Origin of the sequence: uncultured Croceicoccus sp., assembly GCF_947496385.1 — a bacterium.
Classification (GTDB): Bacteria; Pseudomonadota; Alphaproteobacteria; order Sphingomonadales; family Sphingomonadaceae; genus Croceicoccus.
Genome location: NZ_CANMCP010000004.1, coordinates 205,177 through 227,708, shown reverse-complemented (window position 1 = coordinate 227,708; position 22,532 = coordinate 205,177). Strand labels below are relative to the sequence as shown.

General features: G+C 65.9%; 22 protein-coding genes. 8 read left to right on the top strand and 14 right to left on the bottom strand.

Annotated features, from left to right (window positions below; genetic code table 11):
* From wecB to Q0897_RS08730, 7 genes are all read right to left on the bottom strand, one after another.
* The gene (gene wecB, locus Q0897_RS08760; protein WP_299308929.1) at positions 1 to 1,104 is read right to left on the bottom strand and encodes a UDP-N-acetylglucosamine 2-epimerase (non-hydrolyzing); all 1,104 of its coding nucleotides are present in this window, start codon (positions 1,102 to 1,104) and stop codon (positions 1 to 3) included.
* A complete protein-coding gene (locus Q0897_RS08755; protein ID WP_202086955.1) occupies positions 1,097 to 1,378 on the bottom strand; it encodes a DUF167 family protein in 282 nt (93 codons plus the stop codon). Before Q0897_RS08755 ends, wecB begins: the two co-directional genes overlap by 8 nt.
* Entirely contained in the window at positions 1,371 to 2,000 is a 630-nt protein-coding gene (locus Q0897_RS08750; RefSeq protein WP_299308926.1) for a gamma carbonic anhydrase family protein, read from the bottom strand. Before Q0897_RS08750 ends, Q0897_RS08755 begins: the two co-directional genes overlap by 8 nt.
* Positions 2,001 to 2,028: 28 nt before the next feature.
* Entirely contained in the window at positions 2,029 to 4,236 is a 2,208-nt protein-coding gene (locus Q0897_RS08745) for a fused MFS/spermidine synthase (protein ID WP_299308924.1), read from the bottom strand.
* Complete coding sequence (locus Q0897_RS08740; protein WP_299308922.1) at positions 4,233 to 4,826, bottom strand: GNAT family N-acetyltransferase; 594 nt, start codon at positions 4,824 to 4,826, stop codon at positions 4,233 to 4,235. The genes Q0897_RS08745 and Q0897_RS08740 overlap by 4 nt, the downstream gene beginning before the upstream one ends.
* Complete coding sequence (gene hemB, locus Q0897_RS08735; protein WP_299308921.1) at positions 4,819 to 5,862, bottom strand: porphobilinogen synthase; 1,044 nt, start codon at positions 5,860 to 5,862, stop codon at positions 4,819 to 4,821. The genes Q0897_RS08740 and hemB overlap by 8 nt, the downstream gene beginning before the upstream one ends.
* Before the next feature lie 73 nt (positions 5,863 to 5,935).
* Positions 5,936 to 7,453, bottom strand: a complete 1,518-nt coding sequence (locus Q0897_RS08730) for a M23 family metallopeptidase (RefSeq protein WP_299308919.1) — start codon at positions 7,451 to 7,453, stop codon at positions 5,936 to 5,938.
* 230 nt (positions 7,454 to 7,683) lie between these two features.
* On the opposite strand from Q0897_RS08730, the gene Q0897_RS08725 reads away from it, so the two are divergent.
* The 6 genes from Q0897_RS08725 to Q0897_RS08700 all read left to right on the top strand — a co-directional run bounded on the left by Q0897_RS08725 (position 7,684) and on the right by Q0897_RS08700 (position 13,150).
* Positions 7,684 to 10,269 (top strand): helicase-related protein, encoded by a 2,586-nt coding sequence (locus tag Q0897_RS08725; RefSeq protein ID WP_299308918.1) that lies wholly within the window; start codon positions 7,684 to 7,686, stop codon positions 10,267 to 10,269.
* A 13-nt stretch (positions 10,270 to 10,282) separates the two neighbouring features.
* A complete protein-coding gene (locus Q0897_RS08720) occupies positions 10,283 to 10,591 on the top strand; it encodes a S4 domain-containing protein (protein WP_299308917.1) in 309 nt (102 codons plus the stop codon).
* Between the two features lie 74 nt (positions 10,592 to 10,665).
* Complete coding sequence (gene fdxA / locus Q0897_RS08715; protein ID WP_239805311.1) at positions 10,666 to 11,004, top strand: ferredoxin FdxA; 339 nt, start codon at positions 10,666 to 10,668, stop codon at positions 11,002 to 11,004.
* A gap of 279 nt (positions 11,005 to 11,283) precedes the next feature.
* Positions 11,284 to 11,814, top strand: coding sequence for a CarD family transcriptional regulator (locus Q0897_RS08710; protein ID WP_202086966.1), 531 nt, complete (start codon positions 11,284 to 11,286; stop codon positions 11,812 to 11,814).
* Between the two features lie 218 nt (positions 11,815 to 12,032).
* Positions 12,033 to 12,749 (top strand): head GIN domain-containing protein, encoded by a 717-nt coding sequence (locus Q0897_RS08705; RefSeq protein ID WP_299308913.1) that lies wholly within the window; start codon positions 12,033 to 12,035, stop codon positions 12,747 to 12,749.
* 128 nt (positions 12,750 to 12,877) lie between these two features.
* Entirely contained in the window at positions 12,878 to 13,150 is a 273-nt protein-coding gene (locus tag Q0897_RS08700; RefSeq protein WP_299309103.1) for a hypothetical protein, read from the top strand.
* Positions 13,151 to 13,172: 22 nt separating this feature from the next.
* On the opposite strand, the gene Q0897_RS08695 is transcribed toward Q0897_RS08700, so the two are convergent.
* Positions 13,173 to 14,126 carry an L-threonylcarbamoyladenylate synthase gene (locus tag Q0897_RS08695; RefSeq protein WP_299308911.1) on the bottom strand — a complete coding sequence of 318 codons (954 nt, stop codon included), beginning with the start codon at positions 14,124 to 14,126 and terminating at the stop codon, positions 13,173 to 13,175.
* A 50-nt stretch (positions 14,127 to 14,176) separates the two neighbouring features.
* Between Q0897_RS08695 and Q0897_RS08690 the strand changes: the two genes are divergently transcribed.
* Positions 14,177 to 15,016 (top strand): DUF815 domain-containing protein, encoded by an 840-nt coding sequence (locus tag Q0897_RS08690; protein ID WP_299308910.1) that lies wholly within the window; start codon positions 14,177 to 14,179, stop codon positions 15,014 to 15,016.
* A gap of 4 nt (positions 15,017 to 15,020) precedes the next feature.
* On the opposite strand, the gene Q0897_RS08685 is transcribed toward Q0897_RS08690, so the two are convergent.
* Positions 15,021 to 16,403: a sorbosone dehydrogenase family protein gene (locus tag Q0897_RS08685; protein WP_299308908.1), complete on the bottom strand. Its 1,383-nt coding sequence runs from the start codon at positions 16,401 to 16,403 to the stop codon at positions 15,021 to 15,023.
* Positions 16,404 to 16,486: 83 nt separating this feature from the next.
* Between Q0897_RS08685 and Q0897_RS08680 the strand changes: the two genes are divergently transcribed.
* Positions 16,487 to 16,969, top strand: coding sequence for a GAF domain-containing protein (locus tag Q0897_RS08680; RefSeq protein WP_299308906.1), 483 nt, complete (start codon positions 16,487 to 16,489; stop codon positions 16,967 to 16,969).
* Here the strand turns inward: Q0897_RS08680 and Q0897_RS08675 are convergent, their stop codons facing one another.
* Genes Q0897_RS08675 through mnmE form a run of 5 tightly spaced genes read right to left on the bottom strand, consistent with a single transcriptional unit; the run spans position 16,970 to position 22,508 of the window.
* Positions 16,970 to 17,902 carry a ParB/RepB/Spo0J family partition protein gene (locus Q0897_RS08675; RefSeq protein WP_299308904.1) on the bottom strand — a complete coding sequence of 311 codons (933 nt, stop codon included), beginning with the start codon at positions 17,900 to 17,902 and terminating at the stop codon, positions 16,970 to 16,972.
* Positions 17,899 to 18,675: a ParA family protein gene (locus Q0897_RS08670; protein WP_299308903.1), complete on the bottom strand. Its 777-nt coding sequence runs from the start codon at positions 18,673 to 18,675 to the stop codon at positions 17,899 to 17,901. Before Q0897_RS08670 ends, Q0897_RS08675 begins: the two co-directional genes overlap by 4 nt.
* Entirely contained in the window at positions 18,672 to 19,331 is a 660-nt protein-coding gene (gene rsmG, locus Q0897_RS08665) for a 16S rRNA (guanine(527)-N(7))-methyltransferase RsmG (RefSeq protein WP_299308902.1), read from the bottom strand. Before rsmG ends, Q0897_RS08670 begins: the two co-directional genes overlap by 4 nt.
* A complete protein-coding gene (gene mnmG, locus Q0897_RS08660) occupies positions 19,328 to 21,172 on the bottom strand; it encodes a tRNA uridine-5-carboxymethylaminomethyl(34) synthesis enzyme MnmG (RefSeq protein ID WP_299308901.1) in 1,845 nt (614 codons plus the stop codon). The genes rsmG and mnmG overlap by 4 nt, the downstream gene beginning before the upstream one ends.
* A gap of 55 nt (positions 21,173 to 21,227) precedes the next feature.
* A complete protein-coding gene (mnmE, locus tag Q0897_RS08655; RefSeq protein ID WP_299308900.1) occupies positions 21,228 to 22,508 on the bottom strand; it encodes a tRNA uridine-5-carboxymethylaminomethyl(34) synthesis GTPase MnmE in 1,281 nt (426 codons plus the stop codon).
* Positions 22,509 to 22,532: the final 24 nt, after the last annotated feature.

Below are 22,532 nucleotides of genomic sequence, written 5' to 3'. Positions count from 1 at the left end.
TCAGCCCGCCTCTTTCGTCAGCACCGCCACGATCCTCTGCGCGGCGCGGCCATCGCCGAACACCGGATCGGGCGCGGGCCTGTCGCGCGACAGCATCGCGCGCGCCGCGGTGAGAATTGCGCTCTCGTCATGCCCCACCAGCGTCGCCTGCCCGTGATGCAGGATTTCGCCGCGTTCCGTCACATCGCGCAGCACGACGACGCCCCGGCCCAGCGCCACGGCCTCCTCCTGTATCCCCCCGCTATCGGTGAGCACGATGCGGCAGGCATCCATCAACCGCAGAAACGCGAAATAATCGAACGGCGGCACCACCGCCACATCGTCGCAGTCCGACAGCCGGTCGGTCAGGATGCGGCTCTGCGGCCGGGGATGGGCGGGCAGGACGATCGCAATGTCCCGCGAGAGGGTGCACAGCGCATCCGCGATCGCGCGCAGGGCCGCCGCGTCATGTTCGCGCCGATGCACCGTGGCCAGCGCGAAAGGACGTCCGGCAAAGCGCGCGAGCACCTTGTCCGCCGCCGCGCCGCGCGCGGGATCACGGCGCAGCATTTCGCGTGCCATGCGCTGTGCATCGATGACCGTGTTGCCGGTCACGTGCACATGGGCGGTGGGCGTGTTTTCGGCGAGCAGATTGGCACGCGCCGCCGGCGTCGGCGCAAAGTGCCAGCGCGCGAGCTGCGTGATCGTCCGGCGGTAGCCCTCCTCCGGCCAGGGTTGCGACAGGTCGCCGCTGCGCAGCCCCGCCTCCACATGGGCGACGAGTATGCCGCGGTGAAAGGCGCATAGGGCCGCCGCCGCCGCACTGGCCGTGTCTCCCTGCACGATGAGGCAGTCGGGCCGCCCCCGGTCCATCACCGTGCCAATACCGGTCAGCAGCGAGGCGAACAGCCCCGACAGCCCGCCCGCAGGCGAGCGGTGCAACGTGTCATCGGCGCAAAGACCGAACGCGTCGAGCAAGCCAGAGCCAAGATCGCGATGCTGGCCTGTGTGGCAAAGGCGGCTGTCCACGCCGGCGTCGTCGCGCAGCGCACACAGCACCGGCACCAGCTTCACGATTTCCGGGCGCGTGCCCAAAACGGTGAGAATGCGCAGAGCTTCAGCCATGCGCGATGCGGAAGCGTTTCAGCCGCGATGTCTGCCCGTCGATCAGCATGACACGCCCCTTCGCCACGCCCATGGCACGCGCGATCAGCGCGGCGACCGCTGCATTCGCGCGGCCATCCTCCGGCACGGCGCGCACGCGGGCGGACACCGTGCCATCCGCAATCCGCAACGCGTCGCGATCGGCACGCGGCGTCACGCGCACGGCCAGCATGTCGCCTGTCATCGCCGCCCGGATGGCATCGGCATCGGGCAGTTCGGGCGCGGGTCTAGCCAATAGCCTTTTCGATCTCGGCCTTGTGGCGGCGGGCGTTCTCCACGTAATGCGCGGTGCCCGTCGCCATTTCGGCAAGCGCCCCGTCGGACAATTTGCGCATGTGTTTGGCCGGGCTTCCGGTCCACAGTTCGCGGGCGCCGATGGTCTTTCCTGCGGTCAGCATGGCATTGGCGCCGAGCATGCCCTCACGCTCGATCTTCGCACCGCTCAGCACGACGGCGCCCAGCCCGACAAAGCCGCGATCCTCGATCTCGCACCCATGCACCATGGCGAGATGCCCGATCAGCACGTCCTCGCCGATGATGGTGGGATAACCGTCGGGATGCCCGGCATCGGGGCTGTCGCAATGGATGACGGAGCCATCCTGCACATTGGTGCGCGCGCCGATGCGGATATGGTTCACATCGGCGCGGATGACGCAATTGTACCAGATGCTGACGTCGGGGCCGATCTCGACATCGCCGATGATGCGGCAACCCGGCGCGATGAACGCGCTGTCGTGGATGCGCGGGCGCTTCCCGCCAAACGGCAGGATCGTCACGCCCGGACGCGGATTATGGCGGCGCCGGGACCGCCCGCGCAGGCGGTTGCGGGTGCGGCGGGGAAGGCTCGGTTTGGGCATGAAATGTCCTTTCGTTCGCGGCTTCGTTCTACCAGCGGATCAGCGGCAGGATCGACGCATTGTCGTCGGTCCACGCGCGTCGGGCGGGCGGCGGCAAGGCCTCCCAATCGCTCTGGCTCTCCTGTTCCAGCGCATTGAGCACCGCTTCGTTCCGGGCCAGCGCGATCCAGATCGACGGCGTGATCGCTTCGCCCAGACCGGTGAGGTCGCGCCGCACCCGCCCGTGCCAGCCATCGGCGCGCGCCAATGCGGCGATCATCGGCGACAGGTCGATATAGCGGTTGGAGACATGGACCATCAACACGCCATCGTCCGCGAGCGCCTCGCCATAGGTGGCGAAGGCTTCCTGTGTCATGAGATGCATCGGGATGGAATCGGAGGAAAACGCATCGATGGCGAGCAGGTCGAACCGCCCGCGCGGCTGCTCCGCCAGCTTGAGCCGGGCATCGCCGATGACGACATCCGCGTCCGGCGCACAATCGCGCAGGAAGGTGAACGTCCCGTCCTGCGAATAGGCGAGCACGGTGGGGTCGATCTCGAAAAAGGTCCAGTCCTGCCCCGGCCGGCGATAGCAGGCGAGCGTGCCGGTCCCCAGCCCCACGACGCCGACATGCGCCCCCGGACCCAGCAGCGCGTCGGCATTGTCGAGCGCGAGACCGATGCCGGCGGAATGGCCGTAATAGCTCGTCGGTTCATGCGCGCGGACAGGGTCGGTCCATTGCTGCCCATGCAAGGTGGTGCCATGGGTGAGCTGCCGCAGCGCCCCATCCTTCGCCAGCGTGACCTCGTAGATCCCGAAATAGCTGCGCGTGCGTGCACCATCGAGGCTTTTGCCCATGGTCGCCCAGCCGCCGTTCCCGATCATCAGCGCGGCAAAGATCGCCGCAAAGGCCCAGCGCACGCCAAGCGCGATCACGCCCAGCGCCGCCATCACGAACACCAGGATCAACAGGAAATCCGCCTGCGTCAGCGCATCGAGCGAGGCGATGCCCCACGCCACCAGCACGGCGGCCACGACGAGGCCGACCATGATGCGCCGGCGCGGCAACCCGTCCCAGAACCCCTCCGCCATGGGGAGGATCTGCCGGTCGCCGATGAGCCATGCCGCGCAGAGCAGCAGGATCGCATGTTCATAGACCCAGTCGAACAGCACCGGCGCGACGAGCGCGGTGAACACCCCGCCCAGCGCACCACCCGCCGCCACGACGAGGTAAAAGAACGTCAGCTGCGACGGATCCGGCCGCAACAGATAGAGCCGGTTGTGAAGCGCGACGGCGAGGATGAAGAGAAGCGCCACCATCGCCAGCGCCACCGCCGGATTGGATTGCCCGCCCGACCCCATGGCGAGGCTCCCGACGAGCAGCAGCATCAGCGGCGCATAGCGCGACAGGATCGCGGCCCAGTCGCCGCCTTGCGAAAACGCGACCGAAAAGCTCAGGAGATAAAGCCCGAGCGGAATGACCCAGAGCAGCGGCATCGCCATGATGTCGGTCGTCAGCAATGTCGTCGTCGACAGCATCAGCCCCGACGGCACCGCCGCCAGCGCCACCCACATCGCGATGCGCCGCGGCGAAACCGGTTCGGCGCGCGGCGCGTCATCCTCCACCACCGCGTCGACCGGGGCAACCGCTCCACCGCGCCAGCGCGACGCGGCGGCCAGCGCGACCAGCACGAACAGGAGCCCGTATCCCGCCGTCCAGATCCAGCTTTGCACCCCCAGCGAAAACCGCGGTTCAAGCCAGAGCGGATAGGTCAGCAATCCTGCGAAACTGCCGAGATTGGACGCGGCATAGAGCGGATAGGGATCGCCCGCTTCGCTCGATGCCGCGAACCAGCGTTGCATCAACGACGCCTGCGCCGAGACCAGCAGGAACACCGGCCCGATCGTGACCGCGAACAGCGCGGGCACCCAGAGCACCTCCCACCCCGGCGCGGGCGGCGGCAGGTCGGCGAGCGCAATCGGCAGCGTCAGCCCCGCCAGCGCCATCAGCCCCAGATGCCACACCGCCTGCCGCCGCACCGGCATCCGCGACAGCACATGGGCATAGGCATAGCCGCCAAGCAGCAGCGCCTGAAACACCAGCATGGCGCTGTTCCAGACATTGGGCGCCCCGCCGAGCAGCGGCAGCGCGAACCGCGCGACCAGCGGCTGCACCAGGAAAAGCAGGAAACTCCCCGTAAGGATCACGAGCACGAACAGGGCGCGGCGCGGCGGCGTGGAAACGATGGCGGTCACTGTGCGGCCCAATCCTCGCGGGTGATGTCATAGACGATGATGTTTTCCGCCCATGCGGCGTCGCCCTCGGCGCGAAAATCGCGGGTCGCGCGGCGTGTCATGCCGAGCCGTTCCATCAAGCGCCGGCTCGCCGTGTTTTCGAGCACGGTGAGCGCGATCACATGCGGCGCCCCGAACCGCTCGAACGCGAGAGCCAGCGATTTTCGCGCGGCCTCCGCGGCATAGCCATGACCCCACGCATCCTCGCGCAGGCGCCAGCCGATTTCCATCTCGCCGATGGGTCCGGGTTCAAGATTGGACCGCTTCAACCCGCAGAAGCCGAGCAATTCGCCCGCCATGTGTCCGCCATCACCCTTGCGCGTCACGGCCCAGAAGGTGAAACCATGATCCGCACGATAGGACAGCAGCCGGTCCCTCACCGCTGTTTCCTTCTCCGCGTCGAGCACGCCGCCGAGCCAGCGCATGACGGCGGGCGTGTTGGTATGCCGGAAAAACCGCGCCCAATCCGCCGCTCTCCAGTCGCGCAGCACCAGCCGCGATGTTTCCACGTGAAACGCTTCGCCTGTGTCGGCGGCGTAATCCTCAATCATTCAGCAGCTTTGCAACGAGAGGCGCGTGATAGGTGAGGACGCCCGTTGCGCCCGCGCGCTTGAACGCGGTCATGACCTCCATCACCATGGCGTCGCGGTCGCCTGCGCCGACCTTGGCCGCGGCCTCGATCATCGCGAATTCGCCGCTGGTATGGTAGGCGAACACCGGCACGTCGAAATTTTCGTACACGCGGCGCACGATGTCGAGATAGCAGGCGCCCGGCTTGACCATCACACTATCGGCGCCTTCCTCGATATCGGCGGCGACCTCGCGCAGGGCCTCGTCCCCGTTGGCGGGGTCCATCTGATACGTCTTCTTGTCGCCTTTCAACAAACCGGCCGACCCGACCGCATCGCGGAACGGGCCGTAGAACGCGCTGGCGAATTTCGCGGCATAGGCCATGATCTGCACATCATGATGCCCGCCATGTTCGAGCGCGTCGCGGATCGCGCCCACCCGCCCGTCCATCATGTCGGACGGCGCGACGATGTCGGCACCGGCGTCGGCCTGCACCAGGGCCTGCGCCACGAGGCGGTCCACCGTCACGTCATTGGTGACATAGCCCGAAGCATCGAGAATGCCGTCCTGCCCATGGCTGGTGTAGGGGTCGAGCGCGACATCGGTCAGGATGCCGAGATCGGTGCCGGTCGCGTCGCGGATCGCACGAATGGCACGGCACATCAGATTGTCGGGGTTCAACGCCTCGCGCCCCGTCTCATCGCGCAGATGGGCCGGGGTATTGGGGAAGAGCGCGACGCAGGGAATCCCCAATGCCGCCGCTTCCTTCGCCCGTGCCGCAATCACGTCGACCGAACCGCGCGACACGCCGGGGAGCGCGGCAACCGGTTCCTCCACCCCCTGCCCGTCGCATACGAAGAGCGGCCAGATGAGATCGGCGGGGCTGAGCCGGGTTTCGCGCTGCATCGCCCTGCTCCACCCATGCCGGCGCGTGCGGCGCAGCCGTTTGCGCCCGCGCGGATCGGAACGGAATTCGGGATGGATCGTGCCAGTGCTGTTCGTCGTGCTGTCGGTCATGGCGCGGGGTGATGCCCCAAGGGCGCCTGCGATGGAAGGGGCGAGTTGGTCCGATACGCGAATTCGGTCGCCCTCAATCCGGCGCGTTCGACAGGCGGTCGATCTCCCGCACCGGTTCCGCCTCCCGCGCCGCATCGGGGACGAGCGGACGCAGTGCGGCGCCCGGCTCGACCTCGCGCAATTGGGCAAGGCGGGCGCGGAACTGCTTCAGCTCGGCGCCGGACAGCAGGGCACGGGTCACGAACTTGACCGAGAGCGGGTCGATATTGCGGCCCCCGCGATACAGCTCGTAATGAAGATGCGGGCCTGTCGACAGGCCGGTGGAGCCGACATAGCCGATGACCTGCCCCCGCCGGACCGACGCGCCGTTCGACACCGCGATCCGGCTCATGTGGCTATACCCGCTCGCCAGCCCGCCGCCGTGATCGATGCGCACGTAATTGCCGTGCCCGCCATTGCGCCCGGCCCAGATGACGCGCCCGTCGGTCACGGCATAGATCGGCGTACCGGTCCGCCCGCGAAAATCGACGCCATTGTGCATGCGCTTGTATTTGAGGATCGGATGGCGCCGCATGCCAAAACGCGACGAGATCGCCCCGTTGACCGGCGCGATCATCCCGCTGCGCAATTCGCCGGTGCCGTTGGCGTCGAAAAAGCGACCTTCCCGGCCCCAGCGCAGCAATTGCGCCTTTGCCTTGCCGCCGCCCGACAGCCCGGCATAGAGCAGGTCGCCAACCTCGACCTCGCCCGTGGCGGCGCGGCGATAGGCGACGATCATGTCGAATTCGTCATCGGCGCCGACCACGCGATCGAGATCGACCGCCTCGTCCAGCGCGGCGAGATATTGCTGCACCGAGCGCGCCGGGGCACCCGCGGCACGCGCCGCGCGATAAAGTCCCGCGCCCACCTTGCCGCGAATGCGCAGCGGCGTATCATCCACGCGGATCGGCTTGCGAATGAGCGCGAGCGGCCCGCCATCACGCGCCACGCCAAGCTCCAGATCGAAGCGCGCCCGGAAATCGAGCCGCTCGAGCGGGCGCGGCATGTCCGGCGACGGACGCCGTCCCAGCCGCAGATCGAAAGCCGTGCCGTCCGCAATCGCATTTTCCGGCATCGCCCCGCTGATGAGTGCGGCGGCGCGCTCCGCATCGCCTTCGCCGACCCCGGCGCGGCGCAGCATCGCCATCACGCTGTCGCCGGCGGCCAGCGTGCTGGTCAATTCCACCACCGGGCGTTCGGGCGCCGCGGCCAGCGGCACGACGAGCCGCGATGGCCCCATCCGCCGTCCGCTATCGGCGCCAAGGGCGAGCGGCATGATCATCTGGCTGCGATATTCGTCGCGTTCGGACCGGGTGAGGTTCGTGGTCGGCGCGGCACTCACCGTGGAAAAATCGGGCCAGAACGCCAGCGCCGCGGCCATCAGCGCAAGCATGATGCCCAGCGACCGGAACCAGCGCAACGTGCCGATCCCGCTGGCAAGATCGCTCACCAACCGGGCCGGGGGACGCGCCAGTGCGGCGGCAGCGCCCACGCCGCGCCGGCCAAATCCGCGCCGTCCTGCGTTCCGCTTGCCCTCGATATCCCCCGTCATGACCATCCTGATTTCGCGCGGGTTTTTGCAACCATGCGCCCGCCCTCGTTTTTCGATCCGCCTCCAACTGACGCAAATTCGTGGCGTTCAAAAGTTAATATCGCCTTGATCGCACGATGCCGTCGGCAGACCGAGGCACATATGCGGTGAACCGCACGCATACGCTGCTCCACCGGCGCTGACCGGCTCCACTTGCGATGCGGCGGCGGCGGTGCCACATTGGGACGATCATGCATGACGGGGTCATCAAGGCGGTCCTGGGACCGACCAACACGGGCAAGACCCATCTCGCGGTGGAACGGCTCTGCGCGCATTCGAGCGGGGCCATTGGCTTTCCCCTGCGCCTGCTCGCGCGGGAGGTGTACGACCGGGTCGTCGCGATAAAAGGCGCGGACAAGGTCGCGCTCATCACCGGGGAGGAACGGATCGAACCGCCCGGCGCGCGCTGGAAACTGTGCACGGCGGAGGCGATGGACCGCGATGCCGATCTGGCCTTCATGGCCATTGACGAGGCGCAGCTCGGCGCGGATCGCGAGCGTGGGCACGTGTTCACGGACCGCCTGCTCAACATGCGCGGGCGGGAGGAGACGATGATCCTCGGCTCGTCCGCGCTGGCGCCCGTGATCGACACGCTCATCCCGCACGCGGAGATCGTCACCCGCCCACGCTTTTCCACCTTGTCGCATGCGGGGCCGGTGAAGCTGAGCCGGGTTCCGCCGCGCAGCGCCATCGTCGCCTTTTCGGCCGAGCAGGTCTATGTCGTGGCCGAAATGCTGCGCCGGTTTCGCGGCGGCGCGGCGGTGGTCATGGGCGCATTGAGCCCGCAGACCCGCAATGCGCAGGTCGAATTGTTTCAATCGGGCGAGGTCGATTACCTCGTTGCGACCGACGCCATCGGCATGGGGCTGAACCTCGATGTCGCGCATGTCGCCTTTGCCGGGCTTGCCAAATTCGACGGGGTGCGCAGGCGGCGGCTCACCATTCCCGAAATGGCGCAGATCGCAGGGCGCGCCGGACGCCATCAGAAGGACGGCACCTTCGGCACGCTGGCAAGCGAAGGGGCGGAATTTACCGAGGACGAGATCTTCGCCATCGAGGAGCATCGCTTTGCCCCGCTCGACCGGTTGTTCTGGCGCGACGCACGGCCCCGGATGGACAATCTCGGCATGTTGATCGGCGACCTGGAAGCCGCGCCGCATGACGATGCGCTGGCCGCGGCGCCCGAAGCCATCGACCTTTCCGTGCTCAAGATCCTGTCCTCCGACCCGGCGATTGCCGACACGGTGCGCGGGCGCGCGATGGTCAAGCGGTTCTGGGACGTGTGCTCGCTTCCCGATTTCCGGTCGCTGGGCGCGGACAATCATGCACGGTTCGTTGCGCGCCTGTGGCAGGATCTGTCGAAGGGGACCGGACGGCTGGGGCATGATTTCGTCGCCGGAAAGATCGCCGAGCTGGACCAGACAAGCGGCGATATCGACACGCTTCAGGGCCGCATCGCCGCCATCCGCAGCTGGGCCTATATCGCGCAGCGTCCCGACTGGGTGCTCAACCGCGAGGACATGGCGGAGCGGGCGCGCGCGGTCGAAACCCGCCTGTCCGATGCGCTGCACGCGCGGCTGACCGAACGTTTCGTCAATCGCCGCACCACGGTGCTGCTGCGCAAGCTCGGCGCGGATACGGGGCTCCTGCCGGTCAAGATCGACGATGAAAACGCGGTGCAGGTCGATGGCGAGGAGATTGGCAAGCTCGACGGTTTCCGGTTCGAGGTCGATCCGCAGGCCCGGCTCGAAACGCGGCGCCTGCTGCTCGCGGCGGCGGAACGGCACCTGCCCGGCCTGCTGCAACGCCGGGCCGAGGCGCTGATCTCGGATTGCGCCGCCGATGCGCCGGATGACGCGGCGCCCGTGTGGCAGGATGCGGAGATCGCGTGGCGCGGGACCGCCATCGCAAAGATCGAGGGCGGACGCAGGCTGTTCGGTCCGAAGGTCCGGCTCGATCCGGATCTGAGCCTGCTTCCGGCGCCGACCCGCGCGCGCATTGGCGAGGCGCTGACCGAATGGTTGCACCGTGCCATATCGCGCGATCTGAAACCGCTGCGCCGCCTGGCAGACGCGGCTGAGGACAAGGACGCCGGGCCGGAACTGCGCGCGCTGCTCATCGCCATGGTCGATGCGGGCGGCGTGGTCGCGCGGGATCTGTCGGGGCTCGACGCACTCGACGATGCGCAGAAACACCGCATGCGGAAGCTCGGGGTGAGGATCGGCGCGCTCGATCTCTTCGTGCCGGCGATGCTGCGCCCTGCGCCCTTGCAACGCTGGACCGTGCTCAGTGCGCTTTGCGGCGGGATGAAGCGCGCCGTCGCCGACCCGTTCTCGCCCGCGCGCGATGCCGACGGTCCGCCGCCTGTCGGATACCGTCGCGCCGGGCCGCAGCATATCCGGGTAGACATGGCGGAGCGGCTTCTTGCCGCCGCGCATGAGCGCCGGGCCCGCTGGGCCGGGCCGCCCCGCCGCCAGCGGTCGAACCGCACGGCACCGCGAACCCCGCGCTTCACCCTCGACCCGACGCAGGCGCTTTCCATGGGCCTCACGACGCAAAGCTATGCGCATCTGTTGCGGCAGGCCGGATTTGTCGCCGACGTTCCGCCGGCCCTCCCCGACCGGATGTTCGGCCCGCCCGCCCCGCCGCGCTGGCACTGGAAACCGCGGCGGCGTCCCGATGCGCGGCGCCCGCGGGCCGGCCCGAGCAAGCCCGGCGCCCGCACGGTGCCGCGCGCCGGCAATCCGTTTGGCGAACTTGCCCAATTGCTCCCGTAACGGCGGCGGCGCGATGAAGCCCTCTGTCGATCCGCCGCGCGAAACCCTGCGGATCGACCGGTTGCTGTGGATGTTGCGCATGGCAAAGACGCGCAGCCAAGCGCAGGCGCTGGTCGCGAAGGGTCATGTGCGGCTGAACGGCCGGCGGGTGCTGCGCGCCTCGTCCGGGGTGGGGACCGGCGACGTGCTGGTCCTCCCCATGGCGAGCGGGGTGCGCGTCATCGCGATCGACGCGCTGCCCGCCCGGCGCGGCCCGGCGGACGAAGCGCGGCGCCACTATCATGAAATCGAGAGTGTCTCGCAACAAGCCACCGATGCTTGACGCCGGCCCAAAGCCACCATAACCCGGCCTGAAACACCGATTAAGCGGCCAGCAAAGGGGCCAGGGGAACGCTCATGACCTACGTCGTCACCGAAGACTGCATCAAGTGCAAATATATGGATTGCGTCGAGGTTTGCCCCGTCGACTGCTTCTATGAGGGCGAGAACATGCTCGTCATCAATCCCAGCGAATGCATCGATTGCGGCGTCTGCGAACCGGAATGCCCGGCCGAAGCCATTCTTCCCGATACCGAGAACGGGCTGGAAAAATGGCTTGAGCTGAACACGCAATATTCGGCGGAATGGCCGAATATCACGGTGAAGAAGGATTCGCCCGACGACGCCGACGCGCACAAGGGCGAAGAAAACAAGTTCGAGAAATATTTCAGCGCGGACGCCGGCGAAGGCGACTGATCGCTCCGGTCGGCGGGCTTTGCGGCGGCGGGCGCCCCTGCGCACGGCGGGGGGCGCGCGTCGTCGTGCGCAACACGCAAATGCTGGCGTTTGCGCTTGCACTGTGGTAATGGGGCGTCAGTGCCGGGCGATACCCCCATCGTGCGGCCCCGTCAGTAACGGCGATATCCCGCAGATCTGACCTGCCATCGGGCCGGTGTCATCCGGTCGGGCGGGTTTTCGGTCCTCTCGATGCCCTATGGCATTTGTGGGATACGAACGCCATAGAAAGGACAATGCATGACTGCCAAGGCGAATGCCTTCGACGTCGGAGACTATGTCGTTTACCCCAAGCACGGCGTTGGCCGCGTCATCGAACTGCAAAGCCAGGAAATCGCCGGCATGCAGCTCGAGCTCTACGTGCTGCGCTTCGAAAAAGAACGCATGACGTTGCGCGTTCCCACCAACAAGGTGGAATCCATCGGCATGCGCAAGCTGTCCTCGGACAAGACGCTGCGCGAGGCGATGGACGTGCTGAAGAGCAAGCCCAAGGTCAAGCGGACCATGTGGTCGCGCCGCGCCCAGGAATACGAGGCAAAGATCAATTCGGGCGACCTGGTGTCCATCGCCGAGGTCACACGCGACCTGTTCCGCGCCGACGATCAGCCGGAACAAAGCTATTCCGAGCGTCAGATTTTCGAAGCGGCGTCGAGCCGTCTCGCCCGCGAGCTCGCGGCGATGGAAAACACGGATGAGCCGACCGCGCTCGCCAAGATTCTCGAGGTGCTGAACGAGCACGCGCCCAAATATTACGAGCAGCAGCCGGCCTGACCCGGCGCTTCTCGATTGTGAAAAAGGGCTGCCGGTCATGCCGGCGGCCTTTTTTTCGCGCAGGTGCCATGGGCGATGGGACGTGTTGCCCGTCGGTTTGCAATCGCCTCTTGTCGAATCGCGCTCCATATTCTCTGGAATGATACGCATGGGTCGCAGCACGAAATGACAGACCGCGCCATGTCATGGCGCGCCGACGCCGAACGAGGAGTATCGCCATGCGTAATTCGACCGCGCCTTTGATCATGGCCCTGATCGCGACGACCGCCGCGTGCGGGGACGATACGAAAACCTTTTCGGGGCGGCAGGGCATGCCGCTGAGCGAGCTTGAGCTCGACGTGCCCGCGCCCGATAGCCTGACCCTGCACGGACCCGACAGGGTGACTGTGCGGGAGGGGGAAAAACTCGCCATTTCGGTCGATGGTGAGCCGGAATCGAGCGATGATTTGCGCTTCTCGATCGCCGATGGCACGCTCGTCATCGTGCGCAAGGGCACGACCGATACGCCGGCCACCGTTACCGTGACCATGCCGGCACCAAGCAGCGTCTCGATGGCGGGAAGCGGCGAAGTGCGCGTTCCCGCCCTTGCCGAAGGGGGCGCCCGGATCACCGTTGCCGGATCGGGAACGGTGACCGCGCGCCAGGTGAAGACCGCGAAGCTCGACGTGCGCATCGGCGGCTCCGGGACCTTCGCCGGGACGGGGCACGCACGCGCGCTCAATCTTGACATTGCGGGGTCGGGCGCGGCGGACATGGGCAAGCTGACGGCCGAAATGGCCAGCATCAGCATCACCGGATCGGGCACGGGTCAGTTTCGGTCCGATGGGACCGTCACGGCGACGATCGTGGGGTCGGGCCGGGTTCAGGTCGATGGAAATCCCGTGTGCGACATCAATACCTTGGGATCAGGGGCGGTTCTTTGCGCCGGGTCGTGATCGATTGAACCGCGTTCAGCATTCCGCCATCGGTCATGCGACAGCCTGAGCCGACAACGGCCTTGTTTTGCAAAGGATGGCCCATGGTTTCCCGGCGACGCGTGACGAGATGGGCAGTGCTGGCGGCGATGATACCGCTTTTGTCCGCCTGCCTTGCGAAGGCTGCTTTCGACGTGGCGACCGCGCCCGTCAGGGTCGCGGGCAAGGCTATCGACCTTGCCACCACGAGCCAGTCCGAAGCCGACGAGAAACGCGGCCGTGCGCTGCGCAAGCAGGAGGAGCGTCTCGGCGCGCTGGACCGGAAATACCGCCGTGCCCTGCGCGATTGCGACGACGGCGATGCGCGTGCCTGCGACCGGGCGCGCGTTCTGTTCGAGGAAATGGAGCGCCTGCCGCGCTAACGCCCTGCGTGCTGTCGCGGTTTCAGAATGCGGCGCGGCGCAGTCGGTCATTGATCGCGGCCCCGATGCCCTCGTCGGGTATGGGCGCGACGGCGATCCGCTCCTTCGCCGCGTGCGATGCGCGGTGGAGCGCGTCGTAAAGGCGGCTCCCCGCCTCCACTAGATCTCCGCCCGGCGACAGGTCGAAATCCCCGCGCACCGCGCCGAAGCCTATGAGGAATTCCCCCTCCTCGGCATGAGAGGCGTTGAGCCGGACCGGCTTTCCCGGTGCGTAATGGCTGCTGAGCTGGCCCGGCGCTTCGATGCCCTTGGAACTCTCGCCCGTTGCAGGCCCGAGCAGTTCGGCGATCGCTGCGCCGGTCACGGGACCGGGACGGAGCATGCTCCACCCCCGATCGCGGATCGCCACGATCGTGGATTCGAGCCCGGCACGCGTCGGCCCGCCATCCACGATCATCGGCACGTTTTCGCCGAGCGAATCGCGGACATGCGCGGCACAGGTCGGACTGACCCCCCCGCTGCGATTGGCGGAGGGCGCGGCCAAAGGCGCGGCGCAGCGGGCCAGCACCGCCCGCATGACGGGATGCGCCGGACAGCGCACCGCGATGGTGGGAAGCCCGGCCCGCACCGCCGGTGCCAGCGGTGAAGGATCGCGCGCCGGCAGGACCAGCGTCAACGGCCCCGGCCAGAACCTGTCCATCAAAAGTGTCGCGCGATGTCCGACATTCACGAGACGCCGCGCACCAGCCCCGTCGGGCACATGCACGATCAGCGGATTGAACGAGGGCCGGCCCTTCGCGGCATAGATCCGCGCGACCGCCTCTGCATCGTCGGCGCGCGCGGCGAGGCCGTATACCGTCTCGGTCGGGAGGGCGACGATTTCGCCCTTGTCGAGGCGGGCGGCTGCCTCGGCAATGATCGCGTCCGGGACGGCGGCGGCGTCATCGCCGGGATCAGGGTGTGTGGCGTCCTTCATTGCGCAAGTCTATAGGCTGCGCACACGCCGCTGGACAGGAGCAATGCGCGATGGGTGGGGAATCGGGTTCGGAACTTTCGGGACTGCTTTTGCGGATTGCCGACGCGCTCGACCGGATGGCGCCGCCCCCTGCGCCGCCTGTCGATCTGCATGCCGCCCCGGCGTTTCGCTGGGACGCATCGGGGCTGACCGCGGTGCCGCGGATCGATGCGCCGGAAACGGCCCTGCTGTGCGGGATCGACCGGCAACGCGATGCGGTGCTGTCCAACATGCGCCGCCATGCCGCCGGGGCCGCCGCGCATGACGTGCTGCTCTGGGGTGCGCGAGGGACTGGAAAATCCGCGCTGGTCCGTGCCGCGGTGCGCGATGCGGCAGCGCATGGCGACATCGCGCTGGTGCAGGCGGGCATGGACAGCCTCGACAGCCTTCCGCGCCTGCTTGCCATGTTGAACGATGCGGGGCGGCGTTTCGTGCTGTTCATCGACGATCTGGGTTTCGCGCCGGGCGAGGAACGCAACGTGCGACAATTGCGGTCGCTGCTGGAGGGAGGCGTGGCACCGCGGCCCACCAATGTGCGGATCGCCGTGACCGCCAACCGCCGGGCCATCGTTGCGCGCCACGCGGGCGAGCAGGACGACCCGATCAATCCGCGCGACGCGGTGGACGATGCGCTGGCCCTTGCCGACAGGTTCGGGCTCGTGCTGGGCTTTCACGCGGTGTCACAGGACGATTACCTCGCCATCGTCGCGGCCTATGCCGATGCCCATGCGCTGCATTATGAGGCGGCCGATGCGCTCGCCTGGGCACAGCGGCGCGGGGCGCGGTCGGGCCGTGTCGCCCGGCAATTTGTCACCGAACTCGCCGGGCAGGCAGGCCGTAACCTCGGTTAAGACGTCAGCGTGTCGGTTCGGACCCGGCCCTCGCCGGCGTCGGTGAGCGCGCGCCCGTCACGCGCCAGATGATGCCCGCCGTATCGTCGCTCACCAGAAGACCGCCCGCATTGTCCCATGCAAGCCAGGTCGGACGACCATGCGCGTCCTCGCCATCCTCGGTCAAAAATCCGGTCAGCACGGGCAGCGGCGTTTCCCCTTCTGGATTGCCGCGCGCATCGAACGGCACGAACACCACGTCATAGCCCGACTTCGGCACCCGGTTCCACGACCCGTGCCGCGCCACGAACGCGCCCCGGTCATACGCGCCGCCAAGCCCGTTCCCGTCCGCAAACACCAGCCCCAACGGCGCCGCATGCGTACCCAGCGCATATTCCGGACGCCGCGTATATTCGGTGAGGAAATTGGGCATCGGCTCCTCGACCCGTTCGTCGACATAGGTTTTCCAATACACCCAGGGCCAGCCATATTGCGCGCCCACGGGCACGTTCGTCAGATAATCGGGCGGAACGTCCGGCCCGATCATGTCGCGTTCGTTGACCGTGGTCCACAACTCGCCGCTCGACGGTTGAATCGCGAGCCCGTTGGGATTGCGCAGGCCCACGGCATAGAGGCGGTGGCTGCGCGTCGCGAAATCATATTCGTGGATGGCGGCGCGGCCGGTTTCCTCCGCCATGCCGTTTTCGGCCACGTTGCTCGCCGAACCGACGGTGATGAAAAGTCGGTCGCCCTCTGCATCATAGAGCACGTTGCGGACCCAGTGATTGCCCCCACCGGGCAGATCCATGAGTTTGTCCGGCTCCGCGGTGATCCGCCCCTGCCCCACTTCGAATGGAAAAGACAGAAGCGCATCCGTATTCGCAACGATCAGCCGCCCGTCGCGAAGCGCCATGCCAAACGGCGAGTGCAAGCCGTCGAGCAGGACCGAGCGTTGATCCGCCTGCCCGTCGCCATCGCTATCGCGCAGCAATGTAATACGGTCCGCCGACACGCCGCCCGCACCGACCCGGTCCATGAACAGCCCCATGATCCAGTCGGTGATACCGCCGCCATCCGCGCTCGCCGGGCCGCGCGTTTCGGCCACGAGCACATCGCCATTGGGAAGGGTGAATACCGAACGCGGATGATCGAGCCCTTCGGCAAAGCGCGCGACGGAGAGGCCCTCCGCCGCCGTTGGCGTCGCATCCGCCGCCCACCCGGCCGGTTCGGCGAGAGCGATGCTGGGGAAGGTTTCCTCGTCCGCCTCGGCGATGACGGGGTCGGGGCCGGTCAGCTGCGCATCGGTATATTCGGCGCGGGTCGGGCGCAGGACGAGATAGATGATGATGGCCGCCACCAGGACGACAATGCCAATGACGATGATCGTCTTGCGGGTTTTCGATGTCATGGGCGAAGAATAGTCCGTGCCACGACCCCCGGCAATGGGCAGCTTCGCATTGCGTCCGCCGCCGGGATCGTTAAGGCGGTGTCATGTTCGATTTTGCCCCCTCCGACGCCGCCGACAAACCGCTCCTCTACCGCGAATTGTGCGAGGCCGCCGATGCGCTGACCTCGGATGAGCCTGACGGGATCGCCAACATGGCGAATGTGGCTGCGTTGGTCTGGGGCTTCGTGCCGGATCTCAACTGGGCCGGGTTCTACCGCGTGATCGGCGATGGGCTGGTGCTCGGTCCGTTCATGGGGCGCCCGGCCTGTATCCGCATACCGCTCGGTCAAGGCGTATGCGGCACCGCGGCGGGCGAGGCACGCTCCGTCCTGGTGGAGGACGTGCACAGCTTTCCCGGCCATATCGCCTGCGACGCGAACAGCCGTTCGGAGCTCGTCGTGCCCATCGTGGTCGATGGCGCGGTAAAGGCGATCATCGATCTCGACAGCCCGCTGCCGTCGCGTTTCGATGACGAGGACCGCGACGGTTTCGAAGCGCTTGCCGCGATCCTCGCCGCGCGAATCTAGTTAGATTTCACCGCCCGAAAGCCGCTGACAGACGAGATCGAGCTGATCAAGCGTCTTGTAGCGCACGGTAACGGCACCGCCCTGCTCCGACCCGTCGGGCTCGATCCGGATGGGCAGGCCGAGAAACTCTTCCAGCTGCTTTTGAATGGCCAGAATATCGGCATCGTTTTCGCGCGTGCTGGGCCGCGCGGCGCGGTGGCGCGGCTCCTTCGCCGGTGCATTGCGACGGCGGATAAGCTTTTCGACATCGCGCACCGACAAATTCTCGTCGACGACGGTCTGCGCAATCTCTTCCGCATTGTCCACGTTGATGAGCGCGCGCGCATGGCCCATCGACAATGCGTTCGCTTCCACCATGGTCAGAACCGGCTCCGGCAGGGCGAGCAGGCGCATGAGATTCGCGACATGGCTGCGCGACTTGTCGACCATGCGGGCGATTTCGGTCTGCGACATGTCGTTACGGGTATGAAGACGGTGGTACGCACGCGCCTCCTCGACCGGGTTCAGATCCTCGCGCTGAATATTCTCGATCAGCGCGAGCGCCGCGACGTCGCGGTCGGCGAGATCGCGAACGATCGCCGGAATTTCATGCAATTGCGCCTTCTGCGCCGCGCGCCAGCGTCGTTCACCCGCGACGAGCCGGTAACGCCCATGGCCGCTCGCCGTCACGATCACAGGTTGAATGACGCCCCTGCTCGCGATGGATCGGGCAAGATCATCAAGCGCATCGGCATCGAAATTGACGCGCGGATTCTCGGGATGCGGCTCGATCGAGGCGACCGGCAACACGGTCAGGCCGTCTTGGCGTCCGACATCTTCGGGTGCGGCTGTTCCACGTGAAACAAGTCGCTCGGTCTGTGTATCACCGAGCAGCGCGCCAAGCCCGCGACCGAGCGCGGCTCGCTTCTTCGGTGCCTTCGTCGCGTCGTTCATGCTGCCTTCCTCTGTTCGGGGAGCCGGCCGATCAGTTCACGCGCCAGTTCCATATAGGCCCGCGATCCGGCGCAGTGATGGTCGTATACGATCGCCGGCAATCCATAGCTCGGCGCTTCCGAAAGACGGACATTGCGCGGGATCACGGTATCAAAGACCACATCACCCAATACGGCGCGAACGTCATCGGAAACGGACTCGGTCAAACGGTTGCGGCGGTCGAACATGGTCAACGCAATGCCGATGATATTGAGCGCCGGATTGAAGCGTTCCTTAACCAATTCAATGGTTTGCAAGAGCTGGCTCAACCCCTCCAGCGCAAAGAACTCGCATTGCAACGGGACGAGAATTTCATGCGACGCGGTCAGCGCATTCAGCGTCAGCAGCCCGAGCGAAGGCGGACAATCGATGAAGCAGATATCGTAACCGCTCGCCGCATCGAGCGCGCTTTGAAGGCGCCGCGTGCGATTGTCATATCCGACCATCTCAATCTCGGCGCCGGACAGATCGACCGTCGCGGGCACGATGTCGAGGCCGGTAATCTGCGTCGCCATCTTGCACGCGTCGAGCGATTTGCAATCGATCAGCAGGTCGTAACTCGAACGTTCGCGATTGTTCGTCTCGATTCCCACGCCGGTCGACGCGTTACCCTGCGGATCGAGATCGATGAGCATCGTGCGCCACCCGATCGCCGCAAAGGACGTCGCCAGGTTGATCGCAGTCGTCGTCTTTCCGACGCCGCCCTTCTGGTTCGCGACCGATACCGTAATCATGAACCCGATTTTCCCGATAAGTTTCGCATGGTGCCCACTATAACACCGGATTCCGGATCGGTCACCGAATGTTCCACGTGAAAACCATGCGGCGCGGCTATCCCGTCCAGCTCCGAAAAAGCGCCCCGCCCTTTTGGAAGCAGCCAGAACGTGTCGGGACGGGCGAGGTGGCTGGCCATGGCCACGAGCTTTTCCGTTGCGGCAACCGCTCGCGCCGAAATAACATCGACCTTGTCCTGGACAACATTCTGTATCGTCGACGGCTCGACACGGACATTGTTCAGGGATAGCGCGTTCACTACTCTCCGGAGAAAATCGACCCGCTTTGTGCGCGGCTCGATCAATGTGAATTCGCAATCCGGCAGCAAAATGGCACAGACCATGCCAGGCAATCCCGCACCTGTTCCAACGTCGACCCAAGACCCTAAGCGTGTTTCACGTGGAACGAAGCCGATGAGCTGCGCCGAATCAAGGATATGCCGCGACCAAATATTCCCGATCGTGGAGCGCGCAATAAGATTCTGATGAGCGGTTTCCGCGATCAAAGCCACCACATATTCATCAAGCAAGCGAACCGTGGCCACATCCACGCGTGGTATCTGGCGGATGCGGGCCAGACTCTCGTCGCGGTCGTTGGCATCGACCGGATCGGTCACGACACCATCTCAAACTTGCGCAGGGCTACCAATACTGCCGATAGGGCCGCAGGTGTCACCCCCCTCACCCGCTCCGCAGAAGCCAGCGTTTCGGGCCGCGCCTGCGTCAAGCGTTCGACCATTTCGGCAGAAAGACCCGGGACCTGCGCGAAATCGAAGTTGCGCGGGATCGCGAGCGCTTCGCTCTGCCGCAGGTCCCGCAATTCGGCGTCCTGGCGTTGCAGATAGGGACGATAGCGACAATCCTCGATCAGGCCTTCCCACACGTCGTCATCCGCGACATGGGTGTCGACCAGCGCGGCAATATTCCTTGCGACAAGATCATGCCGAAGCCAATCCGAAAGCGGCATCGTGTCATGGCCCCGAATGTCCACGCCGGCATCGCGCAATTGCTTCCCGGTAAAAACCACCTGCAATTCGTCCTCGACGCGGCGAACGGCGTCCTTCCGGGCGGCGAACCAGACGCTGCGTTCGGCGCCCACGGCCCCGACCTCGATCGCCAGTTCGGTCAGCCGCGTCGCTGCATTATTGGCCCTGAGGCGGAGGCGATATTCGGCTCGCGACGTCAACATGCGATACGGTTCGGTCACGCCATGAAGCGTCAGATCGTCGATCATCACACCGATATAGCTGTTCGCGCGGTCGAGCGGAATCGTGCTCGATCCGGTCGCCAAAGCCGCGGCCGAAATTCCGGCGACAAGACCCTGCGCACCCGCCTCTTCATAACCGGTGGTGCCGTTGATCTGCCCTGCGCAGAACAACCCTTCGATGTCTTTAAATTCCATCGAGCGTTTGAGCGCACGCGGATCGATGTGATCATATTCAACCGCGTAGCCCGGCTCCACGATCTCAACCTGTTCAAGCCCGGCAATGGTGCGAACCATGGCGTGCTGGACATCGACGGGCAGCGACGTGCTGATCCCGTTGGGATAGACGAGATGGCCGTTCAGCGCCTCCGGCTCCAGGAAAATCTGATGCCCGGTGCGATCGGCAAAGCGATGAATCTTGTCCTCGATCGATGGGCAATAGCGTGGCCCCACCCCCGAAATCGAACCCCCGAACAAGGGCGACCGGTCGAGATTACGCCGAATGAGATCGTGCGTTGCCTCATTCGTCCGGGTGATCGCACAGGACAATTGCGGATTGCATCGCCCGTTCGACAAGGGCGACATCGTCCATTGATCTTCGTCCGACGGCTGCCGCTCAAGCGCGGACCAGTCGATCGTACGCCCATCGAGCCGAGGCGGAGTGCCGGTCTTGAGGCGCGCCATCGGAAGCGCAGCGTCTCGCAATTGCTGTGCAAGGATCGACGCGGCGGATTCGCCGATACGCCCGCCCTCAAACCGCTCCTCACCGCGAAACAACCTTCCGCCAAGAAACGTGCCCGTACACAGGACGACGGAGCGCGAACCAATCCTGTCGCCCGCCGCGGTGACGACACCCGAAACACGTGACCCTTCGAAGATTAACCCGGCGGCCTCCGCCTCGATCTCCTCCAGATTGGGGAAGGCGCGGATCATATCCTGTATCGCGCGTCGGAAAAGAACGCGGTCGGCCTGAATTCGCGGGCCCTGCACCGCGCTCCCCTTGGAGCGATTGAGCATGCGATAATGAATCGCCGCCGCATCGGCAGCGCGGCCCATCAACCCATCGAGCGCGTCAATTTCCCGCACCAGATGCCCTTTGCCCAATCCGCCGATGGCCGGATTGCAGGACATCGCACCCGTGCGTTGCTTGTCAAAACTGATCAAGGCAACGCTCGCACCGGTGCGGGCCGCGGCGGCGGCCGCTTCGCAGCCGGCATGGCCGCCCCCAATGACTATGACGTCGAATGTGCGCATGCCGAGGCCTATACCCGAAGATCGGCTCCGCGGAAACCGGGTTCCACGTGAAACGCTATTTCCCGATACAAAAGCGCGAGAAAAGCCGGTCGAGCATCGCTTCCACATCGCTCGTGCCCGTCAGCCGATCGAACGCCAGCCTTGCCAAACGCAGACGTTCGGCCAGAACGAGCATGTCGTCCGACGCGGGGATGTCACGTAATGCATCGAGAGCATCGCAAATCTGCGACCTTTGGAAATTCGAGATAGCCACCGATCCAGGCGCGGGCATGCGGTCACGCGCGACCGTTACGAGCTGCCGGACGAGGTCATCGACGCCCGCCCCGGTACTGGCAGATACGACCACGGCAGGCTTTTCCTTTACAAGGCGATCTGCGACGTCGGCTTTGGTTTCAATCTCCCAAGCGTCCGTTGGCCCCTCCCCCTCCGGTCCGAGCCAGAGAACGACATCCGCGGTCGCGAGGGCCAATTTCGCCCGCTCGATGCCAATCTTCTCGACCTGATCCCTCGTATCATCCCGGATGCCCGCCGTATCCACGAATTGAAACGGGATGCCCTCAATGGCAACCGGACGAAACAGCACGTCACGGGTCGTGCCCGCGATGGGTGTCGCAATCGCCGCGTCTTCGCGCAGGATCGCATTGAAAAGACTGCTTTTTCCGATATTGGGCGGTCCCGCGATGACCACGCGAAACCCTTCCCGCAATGCTTCGAGTCGCGGCGCATTGGCCCATTGTTCGAGGTCCGCTTGCAAGGCATCGCGTTTCACGTGAAACGTTGGCGATAGCTCCTCCCCATCCTCTTCGTCGGAGAAATCGAGGACCGCCTCGACTTCCGCGCCGAGCATCAGGACGGTTTCGCGCCATTCGGCGACCAGCCGCGAAAGGACACCATCGGCAAGGCTCTGCGCGTTGCGCCGCTGCAGTTCGGTTTCGGCCTCCAGCAGGTCGGCCAACCCCTCCGCTTCGCTCAGATCCAGGCGCCCGTTCGCAAAGCTGCGCCGCGTGAATTCGCCTGCCGCTGCGGGGCGAAATCCCGGCAGAGTGCCCAGCTCCCGCTCAACAGCGGCGATGACCGCACGCCCACCATGAAGGTGAAATTCGACGCTGTCCTCCCCCGTCGCACTCGCCGGGCCGGGAAAGAAGAGGACGATCGCCTTGTCGAGGACAGCGCCGTCCCGGTCGCGCAGCTGGCGCAAACTTGCTTTGCGTGGCGGCACCATCCCGCCTGCCATGCCGATGAGCGCGTCCGTCGCCCGTGGCCCGCTTATGCGCAACACCGCAATGGCCGCCGGCGGTCGCCCGCTCGACAGCGCGAAAATCGTCGCTTCGGTCATCTCGCGCTCGACGTTGGAACTAAG

Excerpts from the sequence above, each read along its gene's own strand:
- wecB (WP_299308929.1), bottom strand. The coding sequence starts at position 1,104 with ATGGCTGAAGCTCTGCGCATTCTCACCGTTTTGGGCACGCGCCCGGAA.
- Q0897_RS08750 (WP_299308926.1), bottom strand. The coding sequence starts at position 2,000 with ATGCCCAAACCGAGCCTTCCCCGCCGCACCCGCAACCGCCTGCGCGGG.
- Q0897_RS08740 (WP_299308922.1), bottom strand. The coding sequence starts at position 4,826 with ATGATTGAGGATTACGCCGCCGACACAGGCGAAGCGTTTCACGTGGAA.
- hemB (WP_299308921.1), bottom strand. The coding sequence starts at position 5,862 with ATGACCGACAGCACGACGAACAGCACTGGCACGATCCATCCCGAATTC.
- Q0897_RS08730 (WP_299308919.1), bottom strand. The coding sequence starts at position 7,453 with ATGACGGGGGATATCGAGGGCAAGCGGAACGCAGGACGGCGCGGATTT.
- Q0897_RS08725 (WP_299308918.1), top strand. The coding sequence starts at position 7,684 with ATGCATGACGGGGTCATCAAGGCGGTCCTGGGACCGACCAACACGGGC.
- Q0897_RS08720 (WP_299308917.1), top strand. The coding sequence starts at position 10,283 with ATGAAGCCCTCTGTCGATCCGCCGCGCGAAACCCTGCGGATCGACCGG.
- fdxA (WP_239805311.1), top strand. The coding sequence starts at position 10,666 with ATGACCTACGTCGTCACCGAAGACTGCATCAAGTGCAAATATATGGAT.
- Q0897_RS08710 (WP_202086966.1), top strand. The coding sequence starts at position 11,284 with ATGACTGCCAAGGCGAATGCCTTCGACGTCGGAGACTATGTCGTTTAC.
- Q0897_RS08705 (WP_299308913.1), top strand. The coding sequence starts at position 12,033 with ATGCGTAATTCGACCGCGCCTTTGATCATGGCCCTGATCGCGACGACC.
- Q0897_RS08700 (WP_299309103.1), top strand. The coding sequence starts at position 12,878 with ATGATACCGCTTTTGTCCGCCTGCCTTGCGAAGGCTGCTTTCGACGTG.
- Q0897_RS08695 (WP_299308911.1), bottom strand. The coding sequence starts at position 14,126 with ATGAAGGACGCCACACACCCTGATCCCGGCGATGACGCCGCCGCCGTC.
- Q0897_RS08690 (WP_299308910.1), top strand. The coding sequence starts at position 14,177 with ATGGGTGGGGAATCGGGTTCGGAACTTTCGGGACTGCTTTTGCGGATT.
- Q0897_RS08685 (WP_299308908.1), bottom strand. The coding sequence starts at position 16,403 with ATGACATCGAAAACCCGCAAGACGATCATCGTCATTGGCATTGTCGTC.
- Q0897_RS08680 (WP_299308906.1), top strand. The coding sequence starts at position 16,487 with ATGTTCGATTTTGCCCCCTCCGACGCCGCCGACAAACCGCTCCTCTAC.
- Q0897_RS08675 (WP_299308904.1), bottom strand. The coding sequence starts at position 17,902 with ATGAACGACGCGACGAAGGCACCGAAGAAGCGAGCCGCGCTCGGTCGC.
- Q0897_RS08670 (WP_299308903.1), bottom strand. The coding sequence starts at position 18,675 with ATGATTACGGTATCGGTCGCGAACCAGAAGGGCGGCGTCGGAAAGACG.
- mnmG (WP_299308901.1), bottom strand. The coding sequence starts at position 21,172 with ATGCGCACATTCGACGTCATAGTCATTGGGGGCGGCCATGCCGGCTGC.
- mnmE (WP_299308900.1), bottom strand. The coding sequence starts at position 22,508 with ATGACCGAAGCGACGATTTTCGCGCTGTCGAGCGGGCGACCGCCGGCG.